Source organism: Pseudoxanthomonas sp. PXM04, assembly GCF_014851695.1.
GTDB classification, from domain to species: Bacteria; Pseudomonadota; Gammaproteobacteria; order Xanthomonadales; family Xanthomonadaceae; genus Pseudoxanthomonas_A; species Pseudoxanthomonas_A beigongshangi.
The window spans coordinates 171,201-184,153 of sequence record NZ_JACVAG010000006.1 but is presented as its reverse complement, the minus strand read 5'-3'; the positions used below and the strand labels follow the sequence as shown (position 1 = coordinate 184,153).

13 protein-coding genes are annotated in these 12,953 nt (G+C 68.7%); 11 read left to right on the top strand and 2 right to left on the bottom strand.

The features are described from left to right. Positions 1-59 precede the first annotated feature (59 nt). Genes IB228_RS15495 through IB228_RS15480 form a run of 4 tightly spaced genes read left to right on the top strand, consistent with a single transcriptional unit; the run spans position 60 to position 4,131 of the window. On the top strand, positions 60-794 hold the full coding sequence (locus IB228_RS15495) for a DUF3348 domain-containing protein (RefSeq protein ID WP_192199112.1): 735 nt from the start codon (positions 60-62) through the stop codon (positions 792-794). A 1-nt stretch (position 795) separates the two neighbouring features. Continuing rightward, positions 796-2,892 carry a DUF802 domain-containing protein gene (locus IB228_RS15490; protein ID WP_192199111.1) on the top strand — a complete coding sequence of 699 codons (2,097 nt, stop codon included), beginning with the start codon at positions 796-798 and terminating at the stop codon, positions 2,890-2,892. Beyond that, entirely contained in the window at positions 2,889-3,548 is a 660-nt protein-coding gene (locus tag IB228_RS15485) for an OmpA family protein (protein WP_192199110.1), read from the top strand. The genes IB228_RS15490 and IB228_RS15485 overlap by 4 nt, the downstream gene beginning before the upstream one ends. Beyond that, a complete protein-coding gene (locus IB228_RS15480; protein WP_192199109.1) occupies positions 3,538-4,131 on the top strand; it encodes a DUF2894 domain-containing protein in 594 nt (197 codons plus the stop codon). Before IB228_RS15485 ends, IB228_RS15480 begins: the two co-directional genes overlap by 11 nt. Positions 4,132-4,171: 40 nt before the next feature. On the opposite strand, the gene IB228_RS15475 is transcribed toward IB228_RS15480, so the two are convergent. Next, positions 4,172-5,701: a serine hydrolase domain-containing protein gene (locus IB228_RS15475; RefSeq protein WP_192199108.1), complete on the bottom strand. Its 1,530-nt coding sequence runs from the start codon at positions 5,699-5,701 to the stop codon at positions 4,172-4,174. A gap of 56 nt (positions 5,702-5,757) precedes the next feature. Beyond that, positions 5,758-6,084, bottom strand: coding sequence for a hypothetical protein (locus tag IB228_RS15470; protein WP_183640814.1), 327 nt, complete (start codon positions 6,082-6,084; stop codon positions 5,758-5,760). 101 nt (positions 6,085-6,185) lie between these two features. On the opposite strand from IB228_RS15470, the gene IB228_RS15465 reads away from it, so the two are divergent. From IB228_RS15465 to IB228_RS15435, 7 genes are all read left to right on the top strand, one after another. Next, positions 6,186-6,791 (top strand): sigma-70 family RNA polymerase sigma factor, encoded by a 606-nt coding sequence (locus IB228_RS15465; RefSeq protein WP_225562483.1) that lies wholly within the window; start codon positions 6,186-6,188, stop codon positions 6,789-6,791. Further along, complete coding sequence (locus tag IB228_RS15460; protein WP_192199107.1) at positions 6,788-7,258, top strand: hypothetical protein; 471 nt, start codon at positions 6,788-6,790, stop codon at positions 7,256-7,258. Before IB228_RS15465 ends, IB228_RS15460 begins: the two co-directional genes overlap by 4 nt. 212 nt (positions 7,259-7,470) lie before the next feature. Further along, positions 7,471-8,145 carry an ABC transporter ATP-binding protein gene (locus IB228_RS15455; RefSeq protein ID WP_183640811.1) on the top strand — a complete coding sequence of 225 codons (675 nt, stop codon included), beginning with the start codon at positions 7,471-7,473 and terminating at the stop codon, positions 8,143-8,145. Next, positions 8,129-9,112: an HlyD family efflux transporter periplasmic adaptor subunit gene (locus IB228_RS15450; RefSeq protein ID WP_192199106.1), complete on the top strand. Its 984-nt coding sequence runs from the start codon at positions 8,129-8,131 to the stop codon at positions 9,110-9,112. The genes IB228_RS15455 and IB228_RS15450 overlap by 17 nt, the downstream gene beginning before the upstream one ends. Continuing rightward, a complete protein-coding gene (locus IB228_RS15445; protein WP_183640807.1) occupies positions 9,109-10,098 on the top strand; it encodes an HlyD family efflux transporter periplasmic adaptor subunit in 990 nt (329 codons plus the stop codon). The genes IB228_RS15450 and IB228_RS15445 overlap by 4 nt, the downstream gene beginning before the upstream one ends. Then, on the top strand, positions 10,095-11,393 hold the full coding sequence (locus tag IB228_RS15440) for a hypothetical protein (RefSeq protein ID WP_183640805.1): 1,299 nt from the start codon (positions 10,095-10,097) through the stop codon (positions 11,391-11,393). Before IB228_RS15445 ends, IB228_RS15440 begins: the two co-directional genes overlap by 4 nt. After that, positions 11,390-12,655, top strand: a complete 1,266-nt coding sequence (locus IB228_RS15435) for an ABC transporter permease (protein ID WP_192199105.1) — start codon at positions 11,390-11,392, stop codon at positions 12,653-12,655. Before IB228_RS15440 ends, IB228_RS15435 begins: the two co-directional genes overlap by 4 nt. Positions 12,656-12,953 lie beyond the last annotated feature (298 nt).

Here is a 12,953-nt window from a genome sequence, read left to right as displayed (position 1 = left end):
GGCTTCGGCCAGCGCTTCACGCAAGCCGTGTAAAATGTGCGTTTTTTCAGCCCCATCGAATGTTGGAAGCCCCCCAACGGGCGGCGATTCGTGGCCCGACGTTCATCCGTCTGCTGGCCCGCCTGACGGCCACGGACGTCCCCTCGCCCACGCAACCGCTGTCGGACCGGCTGAGCCACTGGATCGACTGGACCCACGCGGTCGCCCTGTCCACCGCGCTGGACAGCCGGTCCGAGTCCGATCCGCTCGCCGATCCTTTCGCCGAACCGGCTTCGGCCGAAGCCGTGGAAGCGGACTGCGCCCGCGTGCGCGCCGCGTTGACCCGTGCCATCCACGAAGACTCCGCCTTCGATCCCGCCGCCCGGCGCGGCGGCTTGGAGGATTCCCCCGATTACCTGTTCTTCCGCCAGCGCTACCTGTTCCTGCAACAGTCCATGGACACCGCCATCGGGCTTCTGCGGTCCCGCCTGCGCGACGCGCTGGCGCCGCGCTCGGCGGAACTGGCGCGCCTGGCCGCCGTCGACGCGTCGCTGGAACGCGCACTGGCCCGCCGCGAACGCCGGCTGCTGGCCGCCGCGCCCACCCTGCTCGGCCCCCATTTCGAACGCCTGCGCGCGAACGCGTCGGCGATTTCCCCTTCATCCAACGAACCCGGCGAACCCGCGACCGTTTCGGACGCGTGGCTGGACAGCTTCCGCAGGGACATGCGGAACCTGCTGCTCGCCGAACTGGATGTCCGCCTGCAACCGGCCGAGGGCCTGCTCTCGGCCCTTCGCACCCACCTGCCTGGATAACATGCTCAGAAACCTGCTCGCTCCCGCCCTCTTTCTCGCCGGTCTGGCCGCTGTCTGCTGGATTGCGGTGGGCTATGTCGGCGCCAACCCGCTGGCCCTGTCCGTCACCCTGCTGATCGGCGCCTGCTATGTCGTCGGAGGATGGGAGCTGTACCGCTACCGGCAGGCCACCGCCACCCTCGCTGGCGCCGTAGCGGACCTGTCCACGCCTCCCGCCGCGCTGGCCGAATGGTTGGCGCGCCTGCATCCCTCGCTGCGCAACCCGGTGCGCCTGCGCATCGAAGGCGAGCGTGCCGCGCTGCCGGCACCGTCGCTCACGCCTTACCTGGTCGGATTGCTGGTGCTGCTCGGCATGCTCGGCACCCTGCTCGGCATGATGACCACCCTGCGCGGTACCGGCATGGCGCTGGAAAGCGCGGCGGATCTGCAGGCCATCCGCGAGTCGCTGGCCGCGCCGGTCAAGGGACTGGGTTTCGCCTTCGGCACCTCGATTGCCGGCGTCGCCGCCTCGGCCATGCTCGGCCTGCTGGCGGCGCTGTGCCGGCGGGAACGCCAGTTGGCGGTGCAATCGCTGGACGCGGGCATCGCCTCCGCCCTGCGCGTGCATTCGCAGGCGCACCAGCGCGAGGAAGCGTTCCGCCTGCTGCAGCGGCAGACCGACGCGATGCCCGCGCTCGTCGATCGCCTTGAAGCGATGATGGCCGCGCTGGAGCAGCAGAGCCGCGCCGCCAACGATCAGTTGCAGGCCCGACAGGATGCATTCCACGAGCGCACCGAGGCCGTGCATGCGCGTCTCGCCGCTTCGGTGGAGACCTCGCTGAAGGAAAGCGTCGGCGAAAGCGCGCGCGCCGCCAGCGCGGCGCTGCAACCGATCATGGAAACCACCATGTCGGCGATCGCGCGCGAGACCACCACCCTGCATGGCGCCCTCAACCAGGCCGTGCAACAGCAACTGGACGGGCTGTCGTCCGGCTTCGCCACCACCACCACCACAGTCGCCGATCTGTGGCGGCAGGCACTGGCCGAGCAGCGCGAGTCCAACGCCACGCTGATGCAGGATCTGCGCGGTTCGCTGGAGCGCTTCGCCGGCACCTTCGAACAGCGTTCGGCCGAACTGCTGGAAAGCGTCTCCGCGCGCTTCGACGCCGCCAACGGCGCCGCCGCGCAGGCCTGGAACGACACCGCGTCGCGACAGGCCGCCGCCAACGAGGAACTGGCCACGCGCAACCAGCAGGCGCTCGCCGGCGCCGCCGCCACCTTCGAACAGCACGCCGCTTCGCTGGTCGACCGGATGCGGCAGTCCCACGAGGATCTGCAGGCCGCGCTGGAAGCGCGCGACCAGCAACGCCTGTCCGCCTGGAGCGACGCATTCGCCGCGATGAGCGATGCGCTGGGCCAGCGCTGGGAGCAGACCGGCGAACAGGCCGCCCGCCAGCAGCAGGCCATCTGCGACACCCTCGCCGCCACCGCGCAGGACATTTCCGCGCAGACCCAGACGCATGCGCGCGACACCATCGCCGAAATCTCGCGGCTGGTGCAGGCCGCTTCGGAAGCGCCGAAGGCTGCCGCCGAAGTCATCGCCGAACTGCGCCAGAAGCTCTCCGACAGCATGGTCCGGGACACCGCCATGCTGGAGGAACGCAGCCGCCTGCTGGAAACCCTGCAGACCCTGCTGGACGCGGTCAACCACGCCTCCACCGAACAGCGCACCGCCATCGACGCACTGGTCACCACCTCGGCGGATCTGCTGGACCGCGTCGGCACCCGCTTCACCGATCACATCGAGGCCGAGACCGGCCGGCTCGGCGACGCCGCCAGCCAGGTCAGCGCCGGCGCGGTCGAAGTCGCCAGCCTGGGCGACGCCTTCGGCGCGGCCGTGCAGCAGTTCGGCGACTGGAACGACCGACTGGTCGAACGCCTGCAGGGCGTCGAGACCGTGCTGGACAAGTCGCTCGCCCGCAGCGACGAACAGCTCGCCTACTACGTCGCGCAGGCGCGCGAGGTCATCGACCTGAGCATGCTGGCGCAGCGCCAGATCATCGAGGATCTGCAGCAGTTGGCAGGTCGCCGGGCAGACGCTGAAACGGAAGCCGCATGAGCGCGGACATCGAGGCCGAGGTCGAATCGAGCACGCCGATCTGGGCCGCCTTCGGCGACCTGATGTCGGTGCTGCTGGGCGTGTTCGTGCTGATCCTGGTCGGCGTGATCGGCGCGCAGATGCAGTTGTCCCACCGGCTGGACGAGGAAGTCCGCCAGCGCCAGCTCGAGTCGCAGCGGCGCAAGGCGCTGGAACAGGCGCTGGCGGTGCCGCTGGCCGAAGGCCGGGTGACCCTGGTCGATGGCCGCATCGGCATCCGCGGCAGCGTGCTGTTCGCGTTGAACTCGGATCAATTGCAACCCGAAGGCCAGGCACTGCTGAAGAGCCTGGCCGGACCACTGGCCGACTACCTGCGCGCGCGCGACGAGATCCTGATGGTCAGCGGCTTCACCGACGACCGCCAGGTGCGCGACGGCAACCGCCAGTTCCTCGACAACTGGGACCTGTCGGCCAATCGCGCGCTTACCGTGACCCGCACCCTGATCGCCGAGGGCGTGCCCGCGTCGTCGGTGTTCGCCGCCGCGTTCGGATCCGAACAGCCGGTCAGCTCCAACGCCAGCGAGGAAGGCCGCGCGCGCAACCGGCGCGTGGAAATCGCCCCGATGCCGCGACCGAAGGCCGCCGCGGCCGCACCCGATCGCGCACATGAGCGATAACGGCGACCGCTTCCCGACACCCACGCCCGTCCGGCAGTTGCTGGCCGAGGCGCTGGCGCGTCGTGCCGGCGATCGCGGCGATGCCGTGCGACAGCTGCTCGAAGCGCGACTGGCGACGCTGCGCGACAGCGACGACCAGATACGCCGGGCTGTGGCCGTACCCGCCCCGCCGGCAGGCAGCGTGCTGCGGGAACTGCTCGACCACATCGCCGACCAGGCCGCCGTGCGCGACAGCGAGCAGTTGGCGGCCGGTGATTCGCCGCGCCCCGCCTACCCGGAAGTGGCGCAGCTGGAAGACGCCCGCCGGCGCTGGTCGCGGATCCGCGCCGAGAGCCAGCTGCGCGAATCGCTGGAAGCCGCGCCGGCCGACGCCGGTCCGCTCAATTCCGGCCGGCTGGTGCACCGTTCGATCACCCTGATGCGCGAACAATCGCCCGGCTACCTGCAATCGTTCCTGTCCTACCTCGACGCACTGGCCTGGCTGGAACAGATGAGCGACGGCGGCCTGCTCGCGACCGCAGAAACACCGCGCGCCGCCACCGAGACCAAGCGCCCCCGCAAGCCACGCAAGCGTCGCGAATAGCGCTGTTCCATCGTCCCCGCGCCGCTGATGAGGACACCGGTCAGCGCTGCGGCCTGGAACCCTCCGCGGCCGCCGCGCCGTCCGTCTTGCGGAACACCATGCCGTCGAACGCAATCGACTCGACCCGCGCGTCCTTCACGGTGAAAGCCAGCAGCTGGCCGCTGTTGGGCACGAACTCGATGCGCACCTGATCCGCTTCATCGCTGCCCGTGGCCACCGCCTCCAACCGGCCCCAGCGGATGCGCAGGCTGTCGGGACCTTCCGGGGCAACGACCATGTTGCCCAACAAGTCATGATGATAGGTGCCGGCATAGCGATCGCGCGGAAGCGACAGGTGCCAGGCACGCGCGCGGATTTCCTCGCGCTTGGCGAGCGTGCCGCGTCGGAATGCCTGCGCCTTGGCCTGCAGCTCCGCGAACCGGCGCCTGGAATTCGCGGTGACTTCCACTTCGCCCAGCAGCAAGCCGTACACGTGATCGGCAATCAGGTTGGTCAGCTGCGCGCCCAGCACGTCCTCGTTGTTGAGCACGACCAGGCCGATGCCTTCCGCCGGCATGAACGAAAGATGGGCGTGGAAGCCGGCGAAGCCGCCGAAGTGGTGCAGCATCGTCCGGCCCTTGTAGGGTCCGGTATACCAGCCCCAGGCATAACCGCTGCGCTGGAAATCCTGGTACTTCGCCTCCAGCCCGATCCGGGTCTGGTGCGAACGCAGGATCGTCGCCGCCGGCAGGCCGCCGACACGCGCATCCGGAAATTGCGCCAGCAGGAACCGCGCGAGATCCGGCGCGGTCGAGACCAGCCCGCCGGCCGCCTGCATGGTGTCGTCGGACTTGGTGAGGTACAGCGGCACGCGCGGGTCTTCGGACGCCATCGAGTAGGGCTTGGCCAGGGTCCAGCCCGCGGCCTGCGCGCGGCTGATCCGGGCCGTGGTGTGGCGCATGCCCAGCGGCTGGAAGATGGCATTCTCAAGTTGCGTCTGCCATGGCACGCCGAATCGCGTATCCATCCAGACGCTGGCGATGTTGTAGCCCACGTTGGTGTATTTGAAAGTGCCGTGCGCCGCTTCCGGATCGGCCGTCGATACTCGCACCAGCGCGCGCCGCGACGCCGCGTCGTGCAGGCCGCTGAACGCGGTCGCCCAGGCCAGCGGCGGATTGTCCACGCCGGAGCCATGGACGAGCAGATCGCCCAGGGTCACCGCGTCGGCGTCGAAACCGGTGAAACGCAGATCCGGAAACATTTCCCGCATCGACAGGCGCATGTCCAGTTGTCCGGCGTCTTCCTTGAGCAATGCGTTGAGGGCAAAGAACGGTTTGGTCGCCGAGGCGATGTAGAACACGGTGTCGCGGCTCACCCGCGTGCGCGCGGCGATGTCGGCCTCGCCGAAATAGCCCTCGTAGATCACCTTGCCGTCCTTCACCACCGCCACCGCGGTGCCGGAGGGATGCCCGGTGGCGTCCTTGGTCTGCTGGATGAGGCGGGACAGCGGCGCGAAATCCGGATCGACGGCGGACGCCGGCGCAGGAAGGGTCGCGACCCAGACGGCGGCGACCGCCAGGAAGTGCTTCATGGTCGTTTTCCGGTGAAGGGAAGAGACGCCGCCGCGGAGTCGCGGCGGCGGCCGGCTCAGCGGCTGCGGCGTTCCAGCAGGTAGTAGGCGATGTTGCCCAGGCCGGTCGCGCCCAGCAGCAACGCGATGGTGCCGGGGGTGATCTCCTCCGCGCCGATCAGTTCCACCCCGGCGAAGCCCAGCGCCAGCGCCAGCATCACACAGCCCCAGTGCAGCGAGGCCTGGCGACGGCGGGTGGTCTCGCCTTCCAGCAGCGAGCGCACCAGTTCCTCGGAACCGCGCGATTCGATGACCCGGCGGCGCGTGTAGGCATCCACCACCGTCTTGATGGAATAGACGATGCCGATGATCAGGGTGATCGGGATGAGCAGTTCGAAGTTCATGGCGGTTACCGGGAGGGATGGGTTGTCGATTGGGATACGGCTACTGGCCCGCCGGTTGCACTTTCGCCGGTTGCAACCGCTCGCCCCTCCGGCGTATCCCTATGCCGATGCCCGCCCCGCCCACCACTGCCGATACCGCCCCGCAGGCCGACCGCGATCTGGTCGAGGCCGTGCTGGCGGGCCGGCGCGGCGCCTTCGAACAGCTGGTGCGGACCTACCAGGGCCTGTGCTGGCGCATCGTGGACGACATCGTGCGGCACCCGGACGATACCCGCGAGCTGTGCCAGGAAGTGTTCCTGCGCATCCACCGATCGCTGCACCAGTATCGCGGCGACAGCGCCCTGAAGTCATGGGTGGCGCAGGTGGCCTGTTCGGTCGCGCTGCGGCACATCGAGCGCAAGCGCCTGCCGCTGGCCGACATCCGCGACGACGAGGACGGCCTGGCCCCGGCCGAACGGGTCAGCGACGGCTTCGACCTGGAGACGGCGACGGCCGACGAGGACATGCAGTCGCACCTGCATGCCGCCATCGACGCCCTGCCGCCGCTGCAGCGCATGCTGCTCACGCTCTACCATCTGGAAGAAATGCCCATCGGCGACATCGCCCGTTCCACCGGACTGGCCGAAGGCACCATCAAGAGCCACCTGTTCCGCAGCCGCAAACGGTTGCGGGAGATTCTGGAAGCCCGCATCGGAGTTCCCGCATGAACAACCGCGACAAGAACCCCTTCCACCAGTACGCGCCCCCGCAACCGGCGTTCGACCCCAGCGAATGGGAGCAGCAGGAACGCGGCCTGCGTGCCGCCCATCAGGCCGATGACGCCGGACTGAAAGCGCTCGCGCGCGACTACCGCGTCGTGGCCCATGCCGTGCGCTCGCGTCCACGCAGCGGGCCGCCGATGGATTTCGCGGCGTCGGTCGCCCGCCAGGCCGCCGTTCGCGAGGCCGGCATCGAACGCCTGCTGTCGCGCTGGCTGGTGGTCACGCTGGTGATCGTGCTGGGCATCGTGGGCGTGCGCTACGGCGCCGAGGTCCGGGCATCGTTCCAGCAGGCGCTGGGCGATGTGGCCAGCGGCTGGATCCTGATCGGCCTGGCCTGCGCGGGCCTGTCCTGGGCCTGCGCCCGGGTCCAGTCATTCATGGCGCAGGACCGGACCGCGCATCCTTCGCCCTGAATACGAAAGCCCCGCTCCCCGAACGCTTGCGCATGGGCCACGCCACCCGCGCGGTGCCCGTGACCAAAGATACTTGCCGCCCCGCGCCGGTCCGTTGAAATAACGGATTGGAACGGGACATCGGACGGCATCGACACCGGTCCGCGGGGGATAGGGGAACCTTTACCTTCCGGCGGCGGTCGGTTGCGGTTCGGGGCATCGAGGGAGCGGGAATGATTGAACTGCATGGCGTGCAGCGCCACTACGCCATGAGCGGGCAGACCGTGAAAGCGCTGGCAGGCGTGGACCTGCGCATCGACAGCGGCGAGTTCGTCGCCATCACCGGCCCGTCCGGGTCCGGAAAATCCAGCCTGCTGAACATCCTTGGCTGCCTGGACCATCCGAATGCGGGACGCTACCTGTTCGAAGGTCGCGACGTGGCCACGTTCGACGACGAGGCCAGCAGCGACCTGCGCAACCGGCGCATCGGCTTCGTGTTCCAGAGTTTCCACCTGCTGCCGCGCCTGACCGTGCTGGAGAACGTGCTGCTGCCGTTGCGCTTCCACCGCCAGCCGCCGGCCGGCACCCATGAGCGCGCGATGGCATTGCTGGATCGCGTCGGCCTGGCCGAACGCCGCGACCATCGGCCCAGTGAACTGTCCGGCGGCCAGATGCAGCGCGCGGCCATCGCCCGCGCCCTGCTGCTGCAGCCGGCGCTGCTGCTCGCCGACGAGCCCACCGGCAACCTGGATTCGCGCAGCGCCGCCGACGTGCTGGCGCTGATCGACGAAGTCCATGCCGGCGGCCAGACCGTCGTGCTGGTCACCCACGACAACGACATCGCCACGCGCGCGCCGCGCCAGGTCAAGCTGCGCGACGGGAGGGTCGAGCATGATGCGTTGCAGTAAGACTTTGCTCGCCGGCCTGTGCCTGGCCGCGCTGGCGGTATCCGCGCACGCGGTCGTGCTCACCGGCGAGGTCCGCGCGATCGACGCGCAGCAGATCCTCACCCCGCAGTCGAACAGTTCGCCGGTGGTGATCCGCTACTACGTGCCCGAGGGCGAACGGGTGAAGAAGGGCGACGTGGTCCTGCGCATCGACCCGGGCCAGTCCGCCAGCCGCATTCCCGATCTGGAAGCGGAAATCGAACAGACCCTGGCCAAGAACGCCAAGGACGTGGCCGAACTGCAGGTCAAGGCCGTGCAGGCCGAAACCGAGCTGGTCGACGCCGAAGCCGAACTGGCCACCGCGAAGCTGGACGCGCGCATCCCGCGCGAACTGATTTCCGCGCTGGATTACGACCGCTACCAGGGCGATCTGGATCGCACCACCCGCGAGGCCGCGCTCAAGCGCAAGCAACTGGACGCCGCGCGCGCCGCCGTGCAGCGCGCCACCAGCGATGGCCAGTTGCAGGTCCGCAAGCTGGAACTGGAGCGCGACTACCACACCGCGATGGTGCGGACCTCCGAGATCAAGGCCGATCGCGATGGCGTGGTCGTGCACGGCTTCAACAACAACTGGATCGGCGGGCGCATCGACGAAGGTTCCTCGACCATGCCCGGCAGCAAGGCCGGCGAAGTGGTCAGTAGCGGACGCATGAACGTGCGCGCCTGGGCGCTGGAGCCGGATCGGCGCGACCTGAAGGTGGGCCAGCCGGTGGAGTTGAGTTTCGACGCCCTGCCCGGCAAGCGTGTCCCGGGCCGCATCGAATTCATTTCCGGTGCGCCCGAACCCCGGCCCGAATGGGGCGAGGGCCGTTATTTCACCGTCGACGTCACCCTGGACTCGGGCTCGCTGGCGCTGATGCCCGGCATGAGCGTGCGGGTCATCGTCCGACCGCCGGCCGCCACCGCGAACGGAGGCAGGGGCCGATGAAACCCGCTCGATTCAACTCCCCGCGTGGCGCCCTGTTTGCCCTGGCACTGGCGTGCGCGCTGCCGGCCACGCATGCCGCCACCCTGCGCGTGGACGGCGAGGTCTACGCGCAGCGCAGCTCGCAGCTGATACCGCCTTCGGTGGATCGCATGTGGCAGTTCAACATCACCCAACTGGCGCCGGACGGCAGCTCGGTGAAGAAGGGCGACGTCGTGGTGGCCTTCGACACCAGCGATCTGGTCCGCCAGCTGAGCGAAAAGCAGAGCCTGCTGCAGGAAAAGAAACGCACGCTGGAAAACCTCAGCCTGGATCTGGCCGAACGCGAGCGCAGCCAGCGGCTGACCACCGCCGAGGCGGAAGCCAAGCACGACAAGGCGCGCCGCAAGACCGAACAGCCGCGGGAACTGATCGCCGCGCTGGAATACGACAAGCTGGTCGAGGAGCGCCGCCGCACCGAACGGCTCGCCGCCCTGGCCCAGGTCGCCGAACGCGCCGCCGCCGAACAGCGCAAGCAGGAATTGCGGCTGGTGAATTCGGAACTGCAGCAGGCGCAGGCCGACGTGACCCGCCTGCAATCCTCGATCGCCGCGCTCAACCTGCCGGCGCCGCGCGATGGCGTGATCATGCACAAGAGCAGTTGGAACGGAGAAAAGTTCGACGTCGGTTCGCAGGTCTGGCGCGGCCAGACCGTCGCCGAGATTCCCGATCCCACCACCCTGGCGGTGCGCGCGCAGTTGCCGGAGCGGGATCTGCAGCGGGTGAAGGTGGGCGTGCCGGCGCGGATCGTGATCGAGGGCGGCGGCGGCAGCGTCCACCACGGCAAGGTCGCCAGCATCGGGCGGGCGGTGCGCAGCAAGTCGCAGGTGCAACCCGTGCCCATCCTCGATCTGGAGATTCGCCTGGACGATGCGAGGGCGAAGCTGCGCCCTGGCCAGGCGGTGCGGGTGGAGCTGACCGTCCCGGATGTCGCCGGAGGTGCGAAATGATCCGTTTCCGCCATGCCGGAGCAGTACTGGTGCTCGCCTGCGCGCTGGCCGCCTGCGGCAAGCCCGAGATGCCGGTCGCCACCGAAACGGTCGCGCCGGGGCATCTGCGCATCGCCGTGCGCGGCGAAGGCGAACTGCGTTCGGCCAAGCCCACGCCGTTGATGGTGCCCGGCCAGAACTGGAGCGCACGGCAGGTGGAATGGATGCTGCCGGAAGGTTCGCTGGTGAAGAAGGGCGATCTGCTGGCGCGCTTCATCTCGCCCGATGGCGAGCAACAGTTGGCCCAGGCCATGATCGATCTGCAGCGCAACGCGCTGGCGCGGATCGCGAAGGAAGGCGATCTGGCTTCCGCGCTGGGCCGGGTGGAAGTGGATCTGTCGCAGGTCGCCGTGCAGTTGGGCATCGCCCAGCGCTACGCCGAGGCGGATCTGAGCACGGTGGCGCGCAACCAGGTGCTGGACGCCATCGAGGACAAGGAATACCTGCAGGTCCGCCAGGGCACGCTGCAATGGCGGCGCGATCAATCCGGCGTGCGCGGCGAAGCGGAAATGGCGGTACTGGACGCCCAGCGCGCGACTTTCGACATCAACGCCCAGAGTCGCAAGTCGGATCTGGATGCCCTGGAGCTGCGCGCGCCCAATGACGGCGTGCTGATGCTGTCGGCCAACTGGTCGGGTGACAAGCCCATGGTCGGCGCCAACCTGCGCGCCGGATTCGAATTCGGCAACCTGCCCGATACCGGCGCGATGGAAGTCGAGATCGATCTTCCGCAGATCGAGGCGCAGGGCGTGCAGGTCGGCGATACGGTGGTGCTCAATCCGCTTGGACGCCCGGATCAGCGCATCGAGAGCAAGCTGTCGTGGGTGGCAAGCGCGGCCAAGGTGCGCAACCGCGAAAGCCCGGTTAAATATCTGTCGATGCGCGCATCGGTTCCCACCGCCGCGGTGGAGCGCTACCGCCTGCTGCCCGGCCAGCGTTTCGAGGCGACCGTGGTGCTGCTGGACGCCAAGGACGCGATGGCGGTACCCAACGTGGCGATCGAGCAGCGCGACGGCCGTCACTGGGTGCGTCTGCGCCAGGGCGGCGACTACGTCGCCCGCGAGGTGAAGCTGGGCGTGCGCGGCACTGCGCGCTCGCAGGTGCTGTCCGGTCTGAAGCCCGGCGATCAGGTGCGCCTGTCGCAGGTCGAAGTACCCGTACCGGGCGACGATGCCAAGGACGACGCGAAAGACGCCGGCAAGGACACCGCGCCGGCTGGTGACGGCGCCGACGACAAGCAGGAAAAGAAAGCATGAGTGGTGCTCCGCTGAAGGGACTGTTCAACCGCCTGCCGACCGTCTGGCGCGAGGCCGTGGAGGAGCTTTGGCGGCGGCGCCTGCGCACGCTGCTGACCCTGCTCGGCATGATCTTCGGCGTTGGCGCGATCGTGGCGATGCAGGCGGTCGGCGAAGGCAGCCGCCGCGAGGCGCTGCGGCTGGTGGAAGGACTGGGCCTGCACAACCTGATCGCCGAGGCCAAGCCGCAGGACGAAGACACGTTGAAGGAGACACGCGAGCGCAGCCTCGGCCTGACCGTGGCCGATGCCGAAGCCGCGCGCGGTGTCGTGCCCGGCGCCGAACGCCACGCCGCCGAGAAGACCATCCGCACCCATACCGTGTTCAGCGATATCGGCCGCAGCGACGCGCAGGCCAGCGGCGTCAGCGCCGACTGGTTCGGCCTGTCCTCGCTGCGCATCCGCGATGGCCGCGCGTTCAGCGCCGAGGACGAGGCCAGGCTGTCGGCGGTGGCGGTACTCGGCCACCAGGCCGCCGCGGACCTGTTTCCCAAAGGCAACGCGATCGGCGGACTGATCAAGGTCAATCACGTGTGGCTGGAAGTGATCGGCGTGCTGGCCGATCGCGATCTGGGCCAGGACAGTTTCGAGGGCGTGCAACTGGGTTCGGAAAGCAACCGCATCTATGTGCCGCTGGCGAGCGCGCGTGCCCGTTTCCGCTTCCAGCCGCAGGAGGACGAAGTGGATCGGTTCCTGCTCCGGTTGGACGATCCGACCCGGCTGGCGGCCGGCGCCGGCGTGCTCGCGGCGGTGCTGGACCAGCGCCACGCCGGCATGGCGGACTACCAGTTGATCGTGCCGCAGCAGTTGTTCCAGCAGCACCAGGAGACCCAGCGCATCTTCCAGGTGGTGATGGGCGCGATCGCCGGCGTCAGCCTGCTGGTCGGCGGCATCGGCATCATGAACATCATGCTGGCCAACGTGCTGGAGCGGCGCCGCGAAATCGGCCTGCTGCGCGCGCTCGGCGCGCGCCGGCGCGACGTGATCGCCCAGTTCCTGCGCGAGGCCACGGTCATCTGCATCGCCGGCGCGGGGCTCGGTCTGGTGTTTGGCGGCGTGCTCGCCTACCTGATTGCGATGTTCGCCGGCTGGCAGGTCGCCTGGGCTCCGCTGCCGATCCTGCTTTCGGCCGGCTTCTGTGCATTGGTCGGCCTGGCCTTCGGTGTATATCCGGCACGACAGGCTGCGCAGTTGGATCCAATCGCGGCGCTGCGGCACGATTGAAGCCAACTCAGCCCCTTGACCAGCCATTGGCTGCTGAAAGCGAAAAATGGGGATTGAGGGGGATTTGATTTTGGCGCGAAGAGCAAATCCCCCGTCACCTGCTTCGCAGGCGCCCGCCCCTTTTTTCAAAGGGGGCTGATCAGGCGGTGGCCGTTTCCCCGGAATAACCATCTGGCTCTTGCCTCTCCCTCGGCAGTCATCCGGCTTTTCCTCCCCCTTTGAAAAAGGGGGACTAAGGGGGATTGGCTCTTCGCACCAAAAGCAAAATCCCCTGTCACCCGCTTCGCGGGTGCCCGCC

Excerpts from the sequence above, each read along its gene's own strand:
- IB228_RS15465 (WP_225562483.1), top strand. The coding sequence starts at position 6,186 with ATGCCGATGCCCGCCCCGCCCACCACTGCCGATACCGCCCCGCAGGCC.
- IB228_RS15450 (WP_192199106.1), top strand. The coding sequence starts at position 8,129 with ATGATGCGTTGCAGTAAGACTTTGCTCGCCGGCCTGTGCCTGGCCGCG.
- IB228_RS15475 (WP_192199108.1), bottom strand. The coding sequence starts at position 5,701 with ATGAAGCACTTCCTGGCGGTCGCCGCCGTCTGGGTCGCGACCCTTCCT.
- IB228_RS15485 (WP_192199110.1), top strand. The coding sequence starts at position 2,889 with ATGAGCGCGGACATCGAGGCCGAGGTCGAATCGAGCACGCCGATCTGG.
- IB228_RS15440 (WP_183640805.1), top strand. The coding sequence starts at position 10,095 with ATGATCCGTTTCCGCCATGCCGGAGCAGTACTGGTGCTCGCCTGCGCG.
- IB228_RS15470 (WP_183640814.1), bottom strand. The coding sequence starts at position 6,084 with ATGAACTTCGAACTGCTCATCCCGATCACCCTGATCATCGGCATCGTC.
- IB228_RS15435 (WP_192199105.1), top strand. The coding sequence starts at position 11,390 with ATGAGTGGTGCTCCGCTGAAGGGACTGTTCAACCGCCTGCCGACCGTC.
- IB228_RS15460 (WP_192199107.1), top strand. The coding sequence starts at position 6,788 with ATGAACAACCGCGACAAGAACCCCTTCCACCAGTACGCGCCCCCGCAA.
- IB228_RS15490 (WP_192199111.1), top strand. The coding sequence starts at position 796 with ATGCTCAGAAACCTGCTCGCTCCCGCCCTCTTTCTCGCCGGTCTGGCC.
- IB228_RS15495 (WP_192199112.1), top strand. The coding sequence starts at position 60 with ATGTTGGAAGCCCCCCAACGGGCGGCGATTCGTGGCCCGACGTTCATC.
- IB228_RS15455 (WP_183640811.1), top strand. The coding sequence starts at position 7,471 with ATGATTGAACTGCATGGCGTGCAGCGCCACTACGCCATGAGCGGGCAG.
- IB228_RS15480 (WP_192199109.1), top strand. The coding sequence starts at position 3,538 with ATGAGCGATAACGGCGACCGCTTCCCGACACCCACGCCCGTCCGGCAG.
- IB228_RS15445 (WP_183640807.1), top strand. The coding sequence starts at position 9,109 with ATGAAACCCGCTCGATTCAACTCCCCGCGTGGCGCCCTGTTTGCCCTG.